At 44.4% G+C, this 18,829-nt stretch carries 18 protein-coding genes and 1 tRNA gene; 12 read left to right on the forward strand and 7 right to left on the reverse strand.

Annotation, left to right across the window (positions count from 1 at the left end; all coding sequences use genetic code 11):
• The first annotated feature begins 39 nt into the window (after positions 1–39).
• The 3 genes from D1814_RS16710 to pyrF are packed head-to-tail and all read left to right on the forward strand — an operon-like array spanning position 40 to position 2,174.
• Positions 40–300, forward strand: a complete 261-nt coding sequence (locus D1814_RS16710) for a LapA family protein (RefSeq protein ID WP_409049189.1) — start codon at positions 40–42, stop codon at positions 298–300.
• Positions 300–1,469: a lipopolysaccharide assembly protein LapB gene (lapB, locus tag D1814_RS16715; protein ID WP_118494530.1), complete on the forward strand. Its 1,170-nt coding sequence runs from the start codon at positions 300–302 to the stop codon at positions 1,467–1,469. Before D1814_RS16710 ends, lapB begins: the two co-directional genes overlap by 1 nt.
• 6 nt (positions 1,470–1,475) lie before the next feature.
• Positions 1,476–2,174 (forward strand): orotidine-5'-phosphate decarboxylase, encoded by a 699-nt coding sequence (gene pyrF / locus D1814_RS16720; protein ID WP_118494532.1) that lies wholly within the window; start codon positions 1,476–1,478, stop codon positions 2,172–2,174.
• A 254-nt stretch (positions 2,175–2,428) separates the two neighbouring features.
• On the opposite strand, the gene ald is transcribed toward pyrF, so the two are convergent.
• Entirely contained in the window at positions 2,429–3,562 is a 1,134-nt protein-coding gene (ald, locus tag D1814_RS16725) for an alanine dehydrogenase (protein WP_118494534.1), read from the reverse strand.
• Between the two features lie 185 nt (positions 3,563–3,747).
• Here ald and lrp point away from each other — a divergent pair, with 185 nt between their 5' ends.
• The 8 genes from lrp (at position 3,748) to D1814_RS16765 (ending at position 15,396) form a co-directional block, all read left to right on the forward strand.
• Complete coding sequence (gene lrp, locus D1814_RS16730; RefSeq protein WP_118495424.1) at positions 3,748–4,233, forward strand: leucine-responsive transcriptional regulator Lrp; 486 nt, start codon at positions 3,748–3,750, stop codon at positions 4,231–4,233.
• A gap of 289 nt (positions 4,234–4,522) precedes the next feature.
• Positions 4,523–7,330 carry a DNA translocase FtsK gene (locus tag D1814_RS19760; RefSeq protein ID WP_118494536.1) on the forward strand — a complete coding sequence of 936 codons (2,808 nt, stop codon included), beginning with the start codon at positions 4,523–4,525 and terminating at the stop codon, positions 7,328–7,330.
• A 16-nt stretch (positions 7,331–7,346) separates the two neighbouring features.
• Positions 7,347–8,129, forward strand: a complete 783-nt coding sequence (gene lolA / locus D1814_RS16740) for an outer membrane lipoprotein chaperone LolA (protein ID WP_118494538.1) — start codon at positions 7,347–7,349, stop codon at positions 8,127–8,129.
• A complete protein-coding gene (locus D1814_RS16745; RefSeq protein ID WP_118494540.1) occupies positions 8,116–9,423 on the forward strand; it encodes a replication-associated recombination protein A in 1,308 nt (435 codons plus the stop codon). Before lolA ends, D1814_RS16745 begins: the two co-directional genes overlap by 14 nt.
• A gap of 75 nt (positions 9,424–9,498) precedes the next feature.
• Positions 9,499–9,882, forward strand: a complete 384-nt coding sequence (gene crcB / locus D1814_RS16750) for a fluoride efflux transporter CrcB (RefSeq protein WP_118494543.1) — start codon at positions 9,499–9,501, stop codon at positions 9,880–9,882.
• 10 nt (positions 9,883–9,892) lie between these two features.
• Positions 9,893–11,185 (forward strand): serine--tRNA ligase, encoded by a 1,293-nt coding sequence (gene serS, locus D1814_RS16755; RefSeq protein WP_118494545.1) that lies wholly within the window; start codon positions 9,893–9,895, stop codon positions 11,183–11,185.
• 480 nt (positions 11,186–11,665) lie between these two features.
• Entirely contained in the window at positions 11,666–14,572 is a 2,907-nt protein-coding gene (locus tag D1814_RS16760; RefSeq protein ID WP_118494547.1) for a TonB-dependent receptor plug domain-containing protein, read from the forward strand.
• Between the two features lie 110 nt (positions 14,573–14,682).
• Positions 14,683–15,396 carry an SOS response-associated peptidase family protein gene (locus tag D1814_RS16765; protein WP_118494549.1) on the forward strand — a complete coding sequence of 238 codons (714 nt, stop codon included), beginning with the start codon at positions 14,683–14,685 and terminating at the stop codon, positions 15,394–15,396.
• 77 nt (positions 15,397–15,473) lie between these two features.
• Here D1814_RS16765 and D1814_RS16770 read toward each other — a convergent pair whose 3' ends face one another.
• The 6 genes from D1814_RS16770 to D1814_RS16795 form a co-directional block, all read right to left on the reverse strand.
• Positions 15,474–15,911: a host attachment protein gene (locus D1814_RS16770; protein ID WP_118494551.1), complete on the reverse strand. Its 438-nt coding sequence runs from the start codon at positions 15,909–15,911 to the stop codon at positions 15,474–15,476.
• 363 nt (positions 15,912–16,274) lie between these two features.
• A complete protein-coding gene (locus tag D1814_RS16775) occupies positions 16,275–16,622 on the reverse strand; it encodes a TusE/DsrC/DsvC family sulfur relay protein (RefSeq protein ID WP_118494554.1) in 348 nt (115 codons plus the stop codon).
• Complete coding sequence (locus D1814_RS16780; RefSeq protein WP_118494557.1) at positions 16,622–16,930, reverse strand: hypothetical protein; 309 nt, start codon at positions 16,928–16,930, stop codon at positions 16,622–16,624. The genes D1814_RS16775 and D1814_RS16780 overlap by 1 nt, the downstream gene beginning before the upstream one ends.
• Positions 16,930–17,298, reverse strand: coding sequence for a DsrE family protein (locus D1814_RS16785; RefSeq protein ID WP_118494559.1), 369 nt, complete (start codon positions 17,296–17,298; stop codon positions 16,930–16,932). The genes D1814_RS16780 and D1814_RS16785 overlap by 1 nt, the downstream gene beginning before the upstream one ends.
• Positions 17,298–17,687, reverse strand: a complete 390-nt coding sequence (gene tusD / locus D1814_RS16790; protein WP_118494561.1) for a sulfurtransferase complex subunit TusD — start codon at positions 17,685–17,687, stop codon at positions 17,298–17,300. Before tusD ends, D1814_RS16785 begins: the two co-directional genes overlap by 1 nt.
• Before the next feature lie 56 nt (positions 17,688–17,743).
• Positions 17,744–18,409: a Bax inhibitor-1/YccA family protein gene (locus D1814_RS16795; protein WP_014949619.1), complete on the reverse strand. Its 666-nt coding sequence runs from the start codon at positions 18,407–18,409 to the stop codon at positions 17,744–17,746.
• Positions 18,410–18,648: 239 nt separating this feature from the next.
• Here D1814_RS16795 and D1814_RS16800 point away from each other — a divergent pair.
• Positions 18,649–18,740: transfer RNA gene (locus tag D1814_RS16800), tRNA-Ser, on the forward strand.
• The last annotated feature ends 89 nt before the right edge of the window (positions 18,741–18,829 follow it).

Consider the following 18,829-nt stretch of genomic DNA (forward strand, 5'->3'; position numbering starts at 1 on the left):
TTTGCTATTCTTGTAAATAAATCAATAAAAAAGGGTTGAGTGTTGAAAGGGATCCTAACGTTTCTCATCATTTTGGTGCTTCTTGCCATCGCGTTTGTTATTGGCTCTCAAAACGAAGCGCAAGTAACAGTTAATTATTTAATTGCTCAGGCGAATGTGCGTTTATCAACATTAATAGCGATAACGCTGTCGATAGGCGTGGGTATAGGTATATTAATAATGCTTATGAGCTGGCTTAAATTACGGGTTCAGTTAATGTCTGCTAATTCTAAAATACAGAGTTTGGAACAAGACCACTAATGCTCGAACTGCTGTTTCTCCTTTTACCTGTTGCGGCAGGGTATGGTTGGATAATGGGGCGCAATAGTGTCCGTCAAGCGCAGCGAAAACAGTCAAGTATCCTATCTAAGCATTACTATAAAGGCCTTAACTTCCTTCTTTCAGACCAGCCAGATAAGGCCGTTGATACGTTAATCAAAATGATAAACGTGAATAGCGATACGGTTGAGACTCATATAGCAATGGGCAGCTTTTTCCGTCATCGTGGGGAAATAGATCGCGCTATTAAAGTTCACCAAAACTTGGTGAGTCGTGATGAGCTTCAGCCCGCCCAACGTGAAAACGCGTTGAGAGAGCTTGGCCACGACTATACGCAAGCCGGCTTTTTAGAGCGTGCGGAAAATGCCTTTCTTCAACTGCTTAACAGCGATAAACACTACCTTGTAGCTCAACAGCAACTTTTCAGTATCTACCAAACCACGAAAGAGTGGGAAAGAGCGATAGAATTGGCCGAGCGTATGGTGCAGTGTCATGGTGATAACGATGAACTGTGCGAACGCTTAGCTCATTTTTATTGTGAACAGGCATCAGTTGAGTTGAAAAACGATAGCCAAGGGGCGGCATTGACCTTATTACAAAAAGCGGTAAACGCCGACGAACATGCGGTTAGGCCGTGGCTTATGTTAGGTGATATAGCGCTTAATCAAAAACGCTTTACTGATGCAAATGCCTATTTTACTCAAGTTGCAGAGCGCGATATTAATTGGTTCAGCGAAGCCGTACCGAGCCTCGAAAAAATCGCGGAAGAAACCGATGACTGGGAAAGTTTTCAGAAAAACTTAGAAGCGCATTGGCAAGAGTGTGCCACCTCTTACCTGGCTATGGTTGATGTTTTAATGAAGCGCGGTGAAACAGCGCAAGCCGCAGAATATCTGTTAGAACAGCTTCGTAAACGCCCGACCATGCGCGGTTTTAAAACCCTTATGGGGCTTTATATTGACCAGCTTTCAGATAAAACCACGGCTGATAGCTTGCGCTTACTTAAAGAGTTAGTGGAAAAGCAAATGTTGCAACGCCCTAAATATCGCTGCGGCAGTTGTGGCTTTTCCGGTCGAAAATTATATTGGTTATGTCCTAGTTGTAAAAAGTGGGGCGTAGTAAAACCTATCAAAGGGCTAGACGGAGAATAAAAGAACATGCATGACCCACGCGTTATTGTTGCCTTAGACTATGACAATAAAGACACTGCATTGGCGTTTGTTGACAAATTAGATTCAAGCTTGTGCAAGCTAAAAGTGGGCAAGGAGATGTTCACCTTATTTGGGCCGGAATTTGTAAAAGCGCTAATAGCTAAAGGCTTTGACGTTTTCTTGGATCTCAAATTCCACGATATCCCTAATACCGTCGCCAAGGCGTGTAAAGCAGCGGCGGAATTGGGTGTATGGATGGTAAATGTACATGCATCGGGTGGCCTACCTATGATGCAAGCGGCTAAAGAAGCCATTGCTACAAGCAGTAATCCTCAAACTAAGCTTATTGCGGTTACTGTTCTTACCAGTATGGATGAAGCGCAGCTTGCAGAAGTGGTAAGCGGTGTAACACCTGAACAACAAGTATTGCGTTTAGCAGCGCTGACAGAAAAAGCAGGGTTGGACGGCATCGTCTGTTCAGCGCAAGAAGCCAGTGCGTTGCGCAAAAAACACAGCGATGACTTTCTATTAGTTACGCCAGGTATTCGCCCAGTAGGCGCTGACGCCGGCGATCAAAAACGTGTAATGACTCCACCTGATGCAATGAAAGCGGGCGTGAGTTATTTGGTAATGGGACGGCCTATTACCAAAGCAGATGACCCGATTGCTGTATTAAAAGCTGTAAACACTTCTATAAACGGTTAGCGCGACTTAAGAAACCTTTTGTATGGCTATTAATTTGGCTTGATACAGGGTGAGTTACGCATGTAAAGCGCTACCGGAATATTTTTGAATTAAAGCCTTAAAGCAATAAAAGTTAAGTTTATCTCGTCACTAAGTGATCAAATACAAAAAAAGCTCGGATGTGGTGTTCACATACCGAGCTTTTTTATTTAAGTCATTATCAAAGGCTCTTTATTCACCTAAGCGCTCGAACGCTCTGAGAATAACCGAAAACCTTATTCGCCTTTAAGCGCTACTTCAGCGGGTGTATAGGTTAAACCTAGTTCTTCACCTAGTGCATCAACAACCGCTTTATAGGTTACTTTACCTTCGTGAACGTTCAAGCCGTTTAGCAAGTGCTTGTCTTCTAACATAGCTTTGGCAGGGCCTTTGTTTGCTAGCGCCAAACCAAATGGCAAGGTCGCATTGTTAAGCGCCATAGTAGAAGTGCGCGCGACACCACCTGGCATATTTGCAACACAGTAGTGAACTACGTCATCAACAACGTAAACTGGGTCTTGGTGCGTAGTGGCTTTAGACGTTTCAAAACAGCCACCTTGGTCAATAGCAACATCTACAAGCACAGAGCCCGGCTTCATCGCTTTAATTTGTTCGCCAGTTAATAGCTTAGGCGCTGCTGCACCAGGAATAAGCACCGCGCCAACAACAAGGTCTGCTTTAGAAGAGTAATGCTCGATAGCATCAACGGTAGAGTAAACTGTTTTAACTTGGCCGTTAAAGATATCGTCAAGCTGGCGAAGACGCGGAAGTGAACGGTCTAAAATGGTTACATCAGCGCCAAGACCTAGTGCCATTTTCGCAGCGTTAGTTCCTACAACACCACCACCAATTACCAGAACTTTGCCTGGTGCTACGCCAGGTACACCACCAAGTAGAGTACCGCTGCCGCCGTGCGCTTTTTCTAAATAGTGTGCGCCCGCTTGTACAGACATGCGGCCCGCTACTTCACTCATTGGTGCAAGTAATGGAAGACCACCGCGGTCGTCAGTTACTGTTTCATAAGCAATACATGTAGCACCTGACTCTACAAGTAGCTTAGTTTGCGTAGGATCTGGGGCTAAGTGAAGGTAAGTATAAAGTGTTTGGCCTTTACGAAGCATTTTACATTCGTTTGGTTGAGGCTCTTTCACTTTTACAATCATCTCTGCTTCAGCAAACACCTGCTCAGCAGTAGGTGCAATCGCAGCACCGGCATCTACATACATTTCGTCAGTGAAACCGATGGCATCACCGGCATTGGTTTCAACAAGAACACTGTGACCGTGAGTAACAAATTCTTTTACTGCTGCTGGCGTTAAGCCAACACGATATTCGTGGTTCTTAATTTCTTTTGGTACACCAACTAACATGTATCGTCCTCAATGTTATAACGAGCTTCTATGTGGCTCCGGTTGAACTTTGTTTCGTAGCAATCAGTCTTGAAAGCCCGTAAACCTTATTGGCGAGTATACGCCATAAAAAAACGAACTATCTGCTGAATAATAGAGTTATGTAGCATATAATGCTTTCAAAGATGGGTTGTGAGGTATTTTATATGTTGGTGAAGACGCCTAAACACATTGACCGAATAGACAGGAATATACTGGTACAACTGCAGAAAAACGGGCGTATATCTAATGTCGAACTTGCTAAAGAGGTGGGCTTAAGTCCAAGTCCTTGCTTAGAGAGAGTCAAGAGATTGGAGGCTCAGGGCTATATAAAGGGCTACCACGCCTTAGTTGACCCGGAAAAGCTTGGCGCTGCTATGCTCGTGTTCGTTGAGATTACATTAACCAAAACATCGGTGGATATCTTTGCAGAATTTTCTGCTGCGGTAAAACTGCATGACGATATTCAAGAGTGTCACTTGGTATCTGGTGATTTCGACTTCTTATTAAAAGCGCGTGTTGCGGATATGGGCAGTTATAGAAAACTGTTGGGTGATACATTGTTGCGTTTGCCGGGGGTAAGTGAATCGCGGACATATGTTGTGATGGAAGAAGTAAAAAGCACATCATCACTGCGCATTAATTTGAAGTAATGAAAGCATGGCTCAATAGTGTGTTTTTATGGTAGGCTGTGCAAAAATACAGTGTTTGTGTGCAACGAAAGGATTGTTGCGGTTCACAAGCAATAGGGTAGGGGTGCATACCGTCAGTTTTATTATTAGGTTCAGCTACTTACCATATTACTCAAATAATAATTATGTAGGGATTGCAAAGAGTTCGCTAAGCTCTTTGTAGCGTTTAACGCAAAGATAGTACGTATAGACTAAGACCGTTAGTCGATATAAAACTACATGCGATAGAAATTGAAGGTTCTTTAGGGTTATGGCGCGATTAACAGGGGTTCAGCGAGTGTGGGAAGCAGGCATGATTATCGCCTGTGTTTTCGCCTTTTTCTTATTGCTGGCACTAGTATCTTTTCATCCAGGTGATCCAGGTTGGAGTCAGGCTGGTTTACAATTAGACATTCACAATTGGGTTGGCGCGACAGGGGCATGGGTTGCTGACCTATTGCTATTTTCGTTTGGTTTTCTTGCTTATTTGCTCCCATTTGGCTCTGCATTTTTAGGGTGGTTCCTTTTCCAGCACATCAAAGAGCTGGACGAATTCGACTATCTCACCATAGGGTTGCGAATTATCGGTGGGTTATTAATGGCCCTGGGCGCAACGGGTATCGCCAGTATCAATTTTGATGATATTTACAATTTTTCAGCTGGCGGCTTTGTAGGTGATGTGATTAGTTCAGCGCTTATACCGTACTTTAATACTGCCGGTACTATCCTATTGCTGCTTTGCTTTTTCTGTACCGGTTTTACTCTATTAACAGGTATTAGCTGGCTTACCATTATCGACAGGTTGGGAGAGGGAACGCTGTGGTTGGGTCGTAAAACCCTGTCTGCACCACAAAGTTTATTGGCACTTGAAATGCCACGTCTGGCGCTGGCTAATAAATCTTCAAATCAAGAAAGCCCCGACACTGCCGAGTTGGATATTACCAGTATGCGAGCAGAACCCTTAGCTTCTTCCGCACAAGCTCAGGAACAGCCACAGCAACCGCAAACGCCTACTCAGAGAGCTACACCGATTCGCAATGAACCCTCTTTCGGTATTAATGAGCTTGATAATGAACCACCGTTTTATACTTATGATGGCGGCGATAAAGCGCAATCTGAAGGAAAGTCGACGCAAGACAGCGAAAACTTGCGAAGCGATGAAGCGCTTTCAAATGCGGGCGAAATTGAACCTGAGACGAAGAAGTCAGCATTTTCACTATCAGGCATGCGTAATGCGGTAACGGGTAGCTTTAAAGATAAAACTGGCTTGGGTAAATCTAACCAAGATGAGCGAGTGACGTCAGAAAGTGAAAATACTCGAAGTGAGCCTCAGGTTCAGCAAAGCCCACATATTAACTTTGACGAGCTAGAAGAGTTTGACGAAGATTTGCCTTATGAAACGGGAAGTAAGCCCGCGCCTTCCGTAAGTGTTAGCGAAACACCTGCTCCCGCAGCAGCACAAACGGCGCATTCACAAACAGAACAGGCACAACCAGCGAGCCAAGAAAGCACTCAAGCATTCACGCCTGCAGCGCTTGGCGCTAAGCCGGTTAAAGCAAAGTCGAATGGGGTTGATCCTGATTTGCCACCTATGCCGTCGTTTGATTTGCTAGAACGTGCTGACAAACATGAAAACCCGTTAACGCAAGAAGAAATTGAAGGCATTTCGCGCTTAGTGGAAGAAAAGCTTGCTGATTTTAATATTGAAGCCACTGTAGTGGGTGTGTACCCAGGGCCAGTAATTACGCGCTTTGAGCTAGACCTAGCGCCTGGCGTTAAAGTGAGCAAAATTACAGGGCTATCAAAAGACTTAGCCCGTGCAATGTCAGCTATTTCAGTTCGTGTAGTTGAGGTTATCCCAGGTAAGTCGGTTATTGGGTTAGAACTCCCTAACAAAAAACGCGAAATGGTGCGTTTAAGCGAAGTAATTAGCTGCGATACCTTCCAATCTAATAAATCGCCTTTAACCATGGTGTTGGGAGCAGATATCTCTGGTCAGCCTGTAGTAGTTGATTTAGCTAAAATGCCTCACCTTTTAGTTGCCGGTACTACAGGTTCAGGTAAGTCTGTCGGTGTGAACGTAATGATCTTGAGTTTGCTTTATAAAAGCACGCCTGAAGACGTTCGCATGATCATGATAGACCCCAAAATGCTTGAGCTTTCAGTGTATGAAGGCATACCGCACTTACTTTCTGAGGTTGTGACCGACATGAAAGAGGCCGCCAATGCACTTCGTTGGTGTGTTGGAGAAATGGAACGCCGTTATCGCTTAATGAGCGCCCTTGGTGTGCGTAACCTCAAAGGTTATAACGCTAAGGTAGAAGAAGCCATCGCTAACGGCACACCAATTAAAGATCCGCTTTGGAAGAATGAAGAAAGTATGGATGCCGAAGCGCCAGACTTAGCAAAACTTCCAGCTATCGTGGTGGTAGTGGACGAATTTGCCGACATGATGATGATTGTAGGCAAAAAAGTGGAAGAGCTTATTGCGCGTATTGCTCAAAAAGCCCGTGCGGCAGGTATCCACCTTATTCTTGCTACACAGCGTCCATCGGTAGATGTTATCACCGGTTTGATTAAAGCGAACATTCCAACTCGCTGTGCATTCCAGGTATCAAGCAAAATAGATTCAAGAACCATTCTCGACCAACAAGGCGCAGAAACCCTGCTAGGTATGGGTGATATGCTTTATCTTCCACCTGGAAGCCCAGTACCTACCCGTGTTCACGGTGCGTTTGTTGACGATCACGAAGTGCACGCGGTAGTGGCCGACTGGCAGAAGCGCGGTGAACCAGAGTACATAGATGAAATTCTCAATGGCGAAGCAACGGCAGAAGTCTTACTTCCGGGTGAACAACCGGAGGGCGAAGACCAAGAATTCGATGCTTTCTATGATGAGGCAGTCGCATTTGTTACCGAAACTCGTCGTGCAAGTGTCTCTAGTGTGCAGCGTAAATTTAGAATTGGTTACAACCGCGCAGCGCGCTTAGTTGAACAAATGGAAATGAGTGGTGTCGTAAGTGCACAGGGGCATAACGGAAACCGAGAGGTGCTTGCACCGCCGCCCCACAAAGAATAACGAATGGATTGAATAAATGAATAAAGCAGTTTCGGTTTATTTTATAAGTGCATTTTTCATAAGTGCACCATCCTTAGCGGGCGTACCAGTGGATTCTGCAACTACGTCAGTAGAGCTTAACGCTACTAACATTCAGAATGCGTATGATGTTAGCGCTGACACAGTTGCTACGGCTACTTCGGTCAGTGAAAACGAAGTTGTGAGTTCATCGCTACGAGCGCTATTAAGCGATATGAAACAGTTCCGTGCAGGTTTCGAACAAACAGTGGTAGACGCCCAGCAAAACGTAGTTCATGAAGCACAAGGCACGCTTACTATGACTCGCCCCAATAAGTTACGCTGGGAAACCACGTTTCCTGATGAAACCTTGCTGGTAGCTGATGGTGAAGCTGTATGGAATGTGGATACCTTTGTAGAGCAGGTCACGGTTCTATCTCAAGCCAACGCGATTAAAGACAACCCTATCGTTTTGCTAACTTCTACGGATGATGGGACCTGGTCGAAGTTTTCTATTAGCCAAATGAACAGTGGGATATCTGCTGACAATTCAACGAGTGTCATCAACAATGATACTGCCTTGCAAAGTTATCAAATCACTCCGAAGGAAGAAGGCGGTCAAATTGTCACGCTTACTTTAACCTTCAATCAAGATAATGAGCTCACTTCGCTTAATATGCTCGATGCGCAACAGCAAATTAGCACCTTAGTGTTCAATAATATTGAAACTCGCTTTCCAGTGTCAGCCGACACCTTCTCAGTTGATATTCCAGATAGCTTCATAGTTGATGACCAGCGTTAATCAAGAATTTGCGCCGTTAGCGGCGCGAATGCGCCCTGTTACCATTGAGCAGTACAGCGGTCAGGAACATTTACTTGGCGAGGGCAAGCCGCTTCGTAAAATGCTAGAGGCAGGCCACTGCCACTCTATGATCTTGTGGGGGCCGCCAGGAACAGGCAAAACCACCCTCGCTGAACTTATCGCTCAGTACACTAATGCATCTGTACTGCGTATTTCTGCTGTTACCTCAGGGGTTAAAGATATCAGAGCAGCCATGGATACGGCTGAAGAAAACGCCCGCTATAATCAGCGAACCTTATTGTTTGTTGACGAAGTACACAGGTTCAACAAGAGTCAGCAAGATGCGTTCTTGCCATTTGTTGAATCGGGTGTGGTCACCTTTATTGGCGCAACGACAGAGAACCCGTCGTTTGAATTAAACAAAGCGCTGTTATCTCGAGTTCGCGTTTACGTGCTAAAAACACTTGAACAACACGCGCTATCTGAACTAGTCGATAGAGCGCTGAGTGATAGTGAAAAAGGCTTGGGCGATAAAGCCCTTGGTATTGAAGAGACAGCAAGAAACGCCCTTATAGATTTAAGCGGTGGCGACGCCAGGCGCCTTCTTACCTATTTAGAACTGGCCGCCGACTTCACAAGTGCTAACAATATCACCGTTAGCGATGTTGAGCATGCAGTGGGCGAGAAAGTTGCCAGCTACGACAATAAGGGCGATACCTTCTACGACCTCATTTCAGCGTTTCACAAATCTGTAAGGGGTTCAGATCCCGACGCGGCACTTTATTGGTATGCAAGAATTTTGGATGGCGGCGGTGATGCACTTTACGTGGGGAGGCGATTACTGGCTATCGCGTCTGAAGATATTGGTAACGCCGATCCCAGGGCTATGCAGCTATGTATAAACGCATGGGACACCTTTCATCGCGTAGGTCCTGCAGAGGGCGAGCGTGCCATTGCACAAGCTGCCGTTTACTGTGCCTTAGCTGCAAAAAGTAATGCGGTTTACATGGCGTTTAATGAAGCGAAAGCGTTAGCGCGAAAGACCTCTGATGCACCGGTTCCCATGCATTTGCGCAATGCGCCTACATCGCTTATGAAAGAATTGGGTCATGGTGACGGTTATCGCTACGCACACAACGAGCCGAATGCCTTCGCTGCAGGCGAAACATACTTACCAGAAAACCTTGTAGGTACTCGCTTATACAAGCCCAATGAGCGCGGTTTAGAAAAAGCGCTTAAAGCCAAACGGGAATTCCTCGACTCGCTTAATGCGAGAAGCAATAATAAAAGGTAAAGTTGTACATATGTACCTTTACTAATCCAAAGACTATGGATTAGTTCATAAAAAGAACGCGCTAGGGAGTTTTACGTGCCTCAAGGGTTAGCTTTGTATTGTTTTATTGCCGCAGGCGGGGCGACTGGCGCCTGTTTACGCTATTTTGTTACCACAAGTGTTGATTCCTTATTTGGAAAACACATGCCGTTTGGTACACTAACGGTGAATGTGGTTGGGTCGTTTGCACTCGCGTTACTGTACGGCATTATTGAACGTCACGATTTAAGCGACTCTCCTTACCGTGCGCTTATCGGTGTGGGCCTATTAGGTGCCTTTACTACATTCTCAACATTTTCTGTTGAAACCTTAACTTTATTAGAAAACGGGTTGTGGCTCAAAGCCATAGCGAATGTATTTCTTAACGTTGGCGCTTGCCTAATAGCAGGTTGGCTAGCCATTCAATTAATGAAAGGATAATTAGAAACACATGTTAGATCCAAAGTGTTTGCGAAGCGATATAGAACAAACAGCTAAGCGATTAGCTGCCCGTGGTTTTAACCTCGATGTAGCAGCTTTCAGTTCGCTTGAAGAAAAAAGAAAAACACTTCAGTCCAGAACACAGGATCTGCAAAACGAGCGTAACGTACGAAGTAAATCCATTGGTAAAGCAAAAGCGCAGGGCGAAGATATCGCACCGCTTTTAGCTGAAGTGGGTAAACTGGGTGACGAGCTTGATGCCGCTAAAGCGGAGCTTAGCGAACTGTTAGAAGAAATAAATACCCTTACACAAGGCATTCCTAACTTGCCGGATGAGTCTGTACCAGAAGGTAAGGATGAAGACGACAACGTGGAAATTTCCCGTTGGGGTGAGCCTCGTACGTTTGATTTTGAAGTAAAAGATCACGTAGATGTTGCGGAAGGCTTAAACAATGGTCTTGATTTCGCAACGGCAAGTAAGCTTACAGGCAGTCGCTTCGTAGTTATGCGCGGTGACATGGCTCGCCTAAATCGTGCCATAGCTCAGTTCATGCTTGATACTCATACCCAAGAACACGGCTATCAAGAGATGTACGTGCCTTATTTGGTTAATGCTGACAGCTTGTACGGCACAGGCCAATTGCCCAAATTTGGTGAAGATTTATTTCATACGAAGCCTGCAACCGAAGAGGGGCAGGGGCTAAGCCTTATTCCAACGGCAGAAGTACCGCTAACGAATATCGCCCGCGATGAAATCTTAGATGCGAAAACGCTGCCTGTGAAAATGACGGCACATACGCCTTGCTTCCGTTCAGAAGCCGGTTCTTATGGCCGTGATACCCGTGGTCTAATTCGTCAGCATCAGTTCGACAAAGTCGAGCTAGTGCAACTAGTTAAGCCAGAAGATAGCTTTAACGCACTAGAAGCACTTACAGGACATGCTGAAGTTATTCTGCAAAAGCTAGAGTTGCCGTACCGTAAAGTGCTGCTATGTACGGGTGACATGGGCTTTGGTGCATGTAAAACCTACGATCTTGAAGTATGGCTACCTGCACAGAACACTTACCGTGAAATTTCTTCATGTTCAAACATGCTGGATTTCCAAGCACGACGTATGCAGGCTAGGTTCCGTAACCCAGAAACGAATAAAACTGAACTGCTTCATACATTGAACGGTTCTGGTTTGGCGGTAGGGCGCACCCTTGTAGCTATTCTGGAGAATAACCAGCAAGCAGACGGAAGCGTAACCATTCCAAAGGCGCTCGTGCCTTACATGGCAGGCCAAGAAGTGATTAAGGCGTAAAACAGTAATTTAGATAGATAATCGACATTATTTGATCCAAAAATAAACTTCTAAGCCAATTAAAGCAAAATCCGATATCCTAATAAGGTGTCGGATTTTTTTCGCTCTAACGTGTCTAGAATTTAATACTTTAATCACAAGTATCCTCTAAACAAGTGAAAAAAAGTGAAGAGATATTATAAAATACGCATGTAATCAAAGTTTTACGAACAAAGAACAAAAGATATAACTTGTTTCAAATTGTAAATAAACTCACACATTTGGTAAAAAACTTATAATTTTCATACGTTAGTGTCGACACTGGCATTTCTTTACAAATCTTACACTTTTGGCTAATGTTTGGTTTGCGTAACAAGAATGAAATATAAAATCTAGTTGCGCGCATAAAAATCGATTGATAAATCAACAATGACGGTTGGGGATAAGGGAAATGTCCTTCTTGGAATTTCCGTTTCCTCAACAAAATTCCAGGGAAAACACATGTTTAAAAAAAACCTCATTACCACTACGTTGAGAAATGCGGCGTTAGTAGGTCTTGTTGGGTCACTTGCCTACCCAGTTATGTCACAAGAGATGGCTGTAGACGAAGAGACAGTTGAAAAAATCAAAGTAACAGGCTCGCGCATTAAGCGAGCAGAGCTTTCAACGCCGGCACCGATCGTTTCAGTAAGTGCAGAGGAAATAAAGCGCTTCGGTACTCCCGACTTAGGTAGTATTCTTGCCGAGCTTCCTGCAATTGCTGCAGGCTCAACCCTAATTGGTAACAACAACAGTAATGCCAATGCTGGGCTTAGCTCACCAGATTTACGCTCTCTTGGCGAAAACAGAACCTTAACACTAGTAAATGGCAAACGTCACGTGGCGGGTTCACCATTTTCAAATGCGGTAGATACGGGCTCAATTCCTGCTGCTATGATCGAACGAATTGAAGTCATTACCGGCGGTGCGTCGGCTATTTATGGTTCTGATGCGGTATCAGGTGTTATTAACGTAATTCTTCGAGACGATTACGAGGGCTTAGAGTTTAGGTTTGATGGTACTACTGACCTTGAAGGTGTTGGTAACAGAACTAACAACTTTAGTGCGCTTTACGGTCACACTACCGACGACGGTAAAGGTAACATTACCTTCTTTGCTGAAAAGAACAACATCAACCAAGTTATGGAGCCTGACCTTCAGCAAGCAGCAGCGTGGGGAACTATAGTAAACCCACTAGACACTGGTGAAGACGATGGTATCGCAGATAGACTTCGCGTTCCATTTGTTGGTTCAGAGATGATCAACGAGTTTGGCATTATCAACCCATTTGGTGGTGGTCCTAGAATTACGTTTATGCCAAACGGCACACCTATGGACCAAGTCTCTCGTTTAGAAACGAACAGCTTTGCGTTTGGTAGTTTTGACCAGCGTTATGATACGGTTTTCTTCGGTGAAGACTATGTTAACTACGTTCCTGATCAAGAAACAGTTACGTTAGCCAGTACGTTCCGCTATGACATTACAGACAACGTACGTTTCTATGGTGACGTTAAACATGTAGATAAGAAGATTGAGCAGCAGTTTCAACCATCTTTCCGCTTTGGCGGTATTTTCGTCGATGTTGAAGACAATGCATTTTTAGACGACTCTACGCGATCTCGCCTTCTTGATGGTGGTCAATCCGTGGTAGAAATGTCGCGCTTTTTCACTGATATAGGTAACCGAACAGCGTCTAACGATCGTGAACTGTTTCGCTTTATTGGCGGTTTCGAAGGGTATTTCTCGCTAAGCGATACTGAGTTTGACTACGACGTTTATTACACGCGAGGCGAAGTGTCTAACGTGCGTCGTACCTTAAACGACTTAATTCCTTCAAACTTCCTAGCTGCCTTGGATTCTGTAATCGATCCTGAGACAGGGCAAGCTGCATGTCGTAGTCAGGTCCCTGCACTTCAAGGCGATGACTATGAAGATCCAGCTTTAGTTAATCCAGAGAACTGTGCACCGTTCAACCCATTTGGTTTCGGTCAAGCAAGCGCAGCTTCTGCAGACTTCATCGCCGGTGATGTACAGCGCGAAGATGAAATCACTCAAGAAATGATTGGTGGAACACTGGCATTTGATTCTGCTGAGTGGTTTGAGCTTCCAGGTGGTCCGCTAGGTATCGCGTTCGGCTATGAATATCGTGAAGAAGATGTTGAAACAACTACCGATGAATTAACGCAACAAGGCGTATTTACCAGCGCTGCCACTCCTGATTCTTTTGGTGGCTATGATGTTAGTGAGTTCTTCATTGAGCTTCGCTTACCTTTACTTAGTGATGTTATGTTGGCCAAGGAACTGTCGGTCGACGCGGCGTATCGCACAGCTGACTATTCACACGCAGGTAGTGCAGATGCTTGGCAAGTAGGCTTTATGTGGGCACCAATTGAAGATGTACGTATTCGCGGTACAGTAGGTGAAGCTGTCCGTGCACCTAACGTGGATGAGGCATTTTCTCCGCAATCGCCAGGTTTCGCAAATATTAACGACCCGTGTGACGCCGACAATATTAATGATGATCCAGACCGCGCTGCGAACTGTTTAGCACTGGGTATTCCTGCTGGCTTTGAAGCAAACGACAACGTAAGTATTGAAACACTATCTGGCGGTAACCCTGACTTGTTTTCTGAAAGCAGTGAATCGAAAACCGTTGGTGTAGTTTGGACGCCGGAGTTTTTAGAAAACTTCTCTGTTACCCTTGATTTCTACGACATTGAAATTGAAGATGCAATCACAGAAGTTGATGCACAGGATATCCTAGATAACTGTGTTGATGCCACGGGTGGCCCTGACGCGGGTTTCTGCTCGCAGATTGACCGTGACGAGAACAACGATGTGGAAGTTGTACGTTCAGGCTTTATCAATGCGTCTGCACTTAAAACGTCAGGTGTAGAATTCCAAATCCGCTATACGACCGAACTTGGTGATTTAGGTCTACCGGGTGAGCTACGCTTAAACCTTCAAGGTAACAAAGTTAATGAACTTGAAGAGTACGCGTTCCAAGACCGTCCAGATGAAATTAACGTAGAAGTGGGTGAGGTAGGAGACCCAGAGTATCAATTGAGAACGATTGTTGACTATCGTCTGGATGAGTGGAACTTCAACTACACAAGTCGTTTTATTGACCGTTCTGCATTATTTGATGTTTCACCTGGCGGAGATACTCCTGAAGACACTTCACCAGCCTTTGTTGGAAGTATTTGGACTCACGACTTCAGCATTGAATATACCTACAACGAAAATGTTGACGTATATGTGGGCCTGAGAAACGCCTTCAATAAGGTACCACCTGGCTACACGTTCAATCCACTGTATGACCTTTTAGGTCGCAGATTGAATGCTGGTATTACTGTTCGCTTCGAATAAATACTGCTAAAAACTATGAGCCATCACTGTAATGTGGTGGCTCTTTTTATTTTACTTCTCTAAATATTTCTGTACTTTAAAGACAAACCAGACTTTCAATAGTGTTCTTTATGTGTGGATTTATACAACGTGTTACTGACTCTCCAGACGTTATAGCGCTTCTTGAAGAAGTAGGTCTCACACAAACCATTCCGCTTTTCGTCAACGAATCTTCTACAAGCAATGTCATCAACTTTTATCCTGCATTTGGAAAAGTGCCTGAACGACAAATTACCAATTTAATTGTTTCTTGTGATAGCACCATAGATGCTACATGGTGGTTTGATGCTAAGCCCGTAGGCAACACGTTAGAGGTTGGCAATAGAACAACATTTAACGCCCGTAATCTAGAAAGCCCTTATTGGGGAAAGTTTATTCGAGAAAGGCGGGCTATAGTCGTAGCAACGGCTGTAGGGGAGTCTAATCCGATTGGGGAAGGAAAAGCACATTATTTAATGAAGCCCACTAGCGGAGCATTGCTTATTGGCGCGGTATATCGGCGGTTTAGTAATGGGCTATTTTCCTGTGCAGTAGTAACACGCCCGCCTATAGATGGCTTTAGTCAGTATCATGAAAAATCCATTCCCTGCTTTCTTCCTCATGACAGTCACGCTATTAATGCGTGGTTAACCGTTGACAAAGAAGGGGCATTGGATAATGAGGTAGAGTATATTTTGAATAACCCTCGTATTTATACCGACCTTGAAGTCACGCGAGTAAAAACGTTTAAGAGTGCCGAGGCAATCGGTGAAGTTAATATGTTAAAGGCTGACGAAAACTTTTGAATTAAACTCGTATGCGAACAAAATAAAGGCGGCTTTAACAGCAGCCGCCTGTGATAAGCTATGTTCTAAATAACGTTTTATTTAAGGTAGGAAAGTAAGGTTTCCTCGTCCGCACCTAAAACGTTCTTTTTGACTTCTTTATCGACAACATCCGTACATTGAGATGACATTCCGTTTCTTAATTTGCCAAGAAATCCTGGCCCGCTAATAATATCAATTGAGCCTAGTGCCCCCCGTTTACGCTCACCATCTAGCCAGTCGGCAATGTCACTGGCAAATCGTTCATCTTCAAGTTCTGCGGCATCTTTTCTGTTCATGCTATCAACGCCCGGTACCTGCGAAGCGGGAGCCGATTGTCTGCCGGGTTTATCTGTATAAATGTCTTGGTCACTCGCGCCACTAAACTCATTGTGCCATTTCTTTACTTCAACAAGTGCACTTCCGTGGTTGGTATAGGTGTAAGCTGTGGCGTCTTCGTGGTTAGCCACAATTACGTAGTGTTTTTGAACTGTCATACAGCCTCCTATGTCCATTTATGTAAAACATTCACGTTTATAGTGTTCGGTAATGGCAAGTATGAAAAATGTGCCCAAAACCCGAGATAAAACGCTAATGTAAGAGGGGAGTTGCAATATCAACACCAAGGCTAAAACAAGTTAGCAATAGGACGGCTCTACTACTCGCTACCTTGAATCAAGCTTCATCAGGAGCGGTAGCTAAACAAGTGTTTTTAGTAAAAGAGGGATAGGTGGTTTAACCCTTGTCAATATACAACAATCGATACTGTGATATGACGAGTAAGTAATCTTGAGGAATATGCGAAAGAGAAAAAGGCTAGCAGGGGGCGCTAGCACTTTCAATATAATATGTAATCGCCTTTACAAGCATTTCGCTGGTTTTGGTAATCCAGCCAGTTTAGTGGCTTGCTTGGCCGGGCCTTTTTTGAAGAGTCGCTGCAGGTAGCGGCTATTACCTTTTTCTGGCCCAAACTTATTGGCCATGGCTTTCACTAAAGCACGAATCGCTGGGCTGGTTTCGTATTCTTCGTAAAATGCACGTACGAACCGAACGACTTCCCAATGGGCATCAGTAAGTTCGATGTTTTCTTGTTCAGCCAGCATTTCAACCATACCTTCTTCCCAAAGCGTGTAGTCGAGTAAATAGCCGGCTTTATCAGTAGGGATCTCTTGACCACTATAGGTAAAGCTAAAAGTTTCTTGTGTCATTAAAGGGTTACCCAATGCGTATTTTTCGCTGACAAAGCAGCAAACTCTCTGGAAGTGATAGACATGGCTTGCTTTGGCAACTTAGCACCTCTTGCCGATGCATCGCCATCGATAAATGCCAAATTAAGTGGTGATTCTTCTTTCAAGTGATTCGTTAATTCTTCAAAAAACAAACTTTCGATTGTAGGGGCGTAAACACCGTCGCCTATACAAACCACGTAGACATCTACGCTTAATTGCTCTAAGGCTGCTATTAGAAACTGCTTGTCAGCAACGGAAACGGTTGGCGTTGAAATGGAAATAAGCATTAAAAGGTCACCACATGGTCAACGCGTTGAATTAACGCAACTTTTTCAGATGAAGTTACCCATTTGCATTCAAGCTCTTCAACTAAGTCAGTGTTGGCGAGTACGTGTTCAATATCATAAGTTTCTGCGCTCATTTTACACACATAACATTCTTCGATATCGAAAAACGGCATGCTAGCCAAACGTTTAGTGTGATTTTTCAGCCCTTTGGTTGACGCCGCTTTAACCAGCTGCAGTACACCTTGGTTTTCAAACAGCACCTTAACATCGTGACCATAGTTTGTAGCGGCAAGCGCAAAGTCTAAACCGTCTTGGCTTTTCGCACTGGAAAATGGGCTTTGGGTAAATCTAATAAGTAAATGCGCCATTAGAATTGCACCAGCCTATTGCAATCATGGAGCGCGGTGAAGAATTCGCCCAAGCCTGCTTGTTCAAAAGGCGCGGTTAAATTGGCCTGAGCCAACCCATTTTCTTTCGCCTCTAACTCACTCACAATGCCTCGCTTAACGGCAGCGGTAATACATACGAGTAACTCTATCCCGTGTTCCGTTGCCAAGGTCTTCCAGCCATCAAACGCAAAAAGCTCGTCGCCCGTTTTCAGCATTAAGTTGTTAGTGTGGTGTACACCTTCGCTGTAAAAGAAAACGTTGTTTATTACATCACCATTATCAATAACACCTTGCGCAAAGGAGAGGGCACGTAGTGCCGTGTCGCCTTGAAACGGTGATGATGTGATAAGTATTGAATATTCTGCCATACAAATAAAAACACCCCGGTCAAGGGGTGTTTATCTTTTCAACCTTTAACGCTAAACTAATCGTCGCCGCCAAACGCACCTAGAAGGTGAAGGATAGACGTGAACAAGTTATAGATGTTCAAGTATAGCGAAACTGTAGCGCGAATGTAGTTTGTTTCACCACCGTGGATGATACGGCTTGTATCAAACAAGATGAAACCAGACATGATGAACACAATCGCTGCACTAATTGCTAGGCTTACCGCCGGTACTGCGAAGAAGATATTCGCAATAGCAGCTACAAGCACTACAACTAAACCTACAACCAAGAAGCCACCCATAAACGAGAAGTCTTTCTTAGTAGTAAGGGCATAGCCAGATAGCGCAAAGAACACAAGTGCTGTTGCACCCAGTGCTTCCATGATTAGGCCAGGACCAGCTACACCTAAATAGAAATTAAGCGTGTAACCTAGTGAAGCACCCATTAAACCAGTGAATGCAAACACCCAGTAAATACCAGACGCTGAATCCGCTTTTTTCTGGACTACAAAAAGAGTAATAAATGCGCCGATAGTCATAACAAGAGACATCATAGGAGAAATGCCTACCGCCATTGCTATACCAGCACAAACCGCACTAAACGCTAGTGTCATCGCAAGCAGCATATAGGTGTTGCGTAGAACCTTGTTCGTCTGCAATACCGATGGTTGAGATGCACTTGAATACATCGAACGTTGATCCATTGTTTCCTCCAATAGGACTTATGATATGACCAAAATGGTACACAATTATTTAGTGTATGTTGTATGGGTTTTAGTTCCCATTTTCAAGTAGTTTCAGATGAAAATGGTGTCAGGTGAATATAAAAACATCTTTTATACGTGCTAAACAGCGTATTTGATTGAAATCTCGGCACTTAGACAACTTTTTTAATTTTTCGCTTTACAGTCATAAAAATATCATTAAGATACGCAGCACTTCAGGAGAGTTGGCAGAGCCCGGTTTAATGCACCTGACTTGAAATCAGACGTGGGGTCAAACCCACCGGGGGTTCGAATCCCTCACTCTCCGCCATATTATGAAAACCCGCACATTGTTGCGGGTTTTTTTATGCCTATCTGCCACGTTAAACTTTCGTATAAGACCACAGTCGCATTGTTACA

Source organism: Alteromonas sp. BL110 (assembly GCF_003443615.1).
In the GTDB taxonomy this organism is placed as follows: domain Bacteria; phylum Pseudomonadota; class Gammaproteobacteria; order Enterobacterales; family Alteromonadaceae; genus Alteromonas.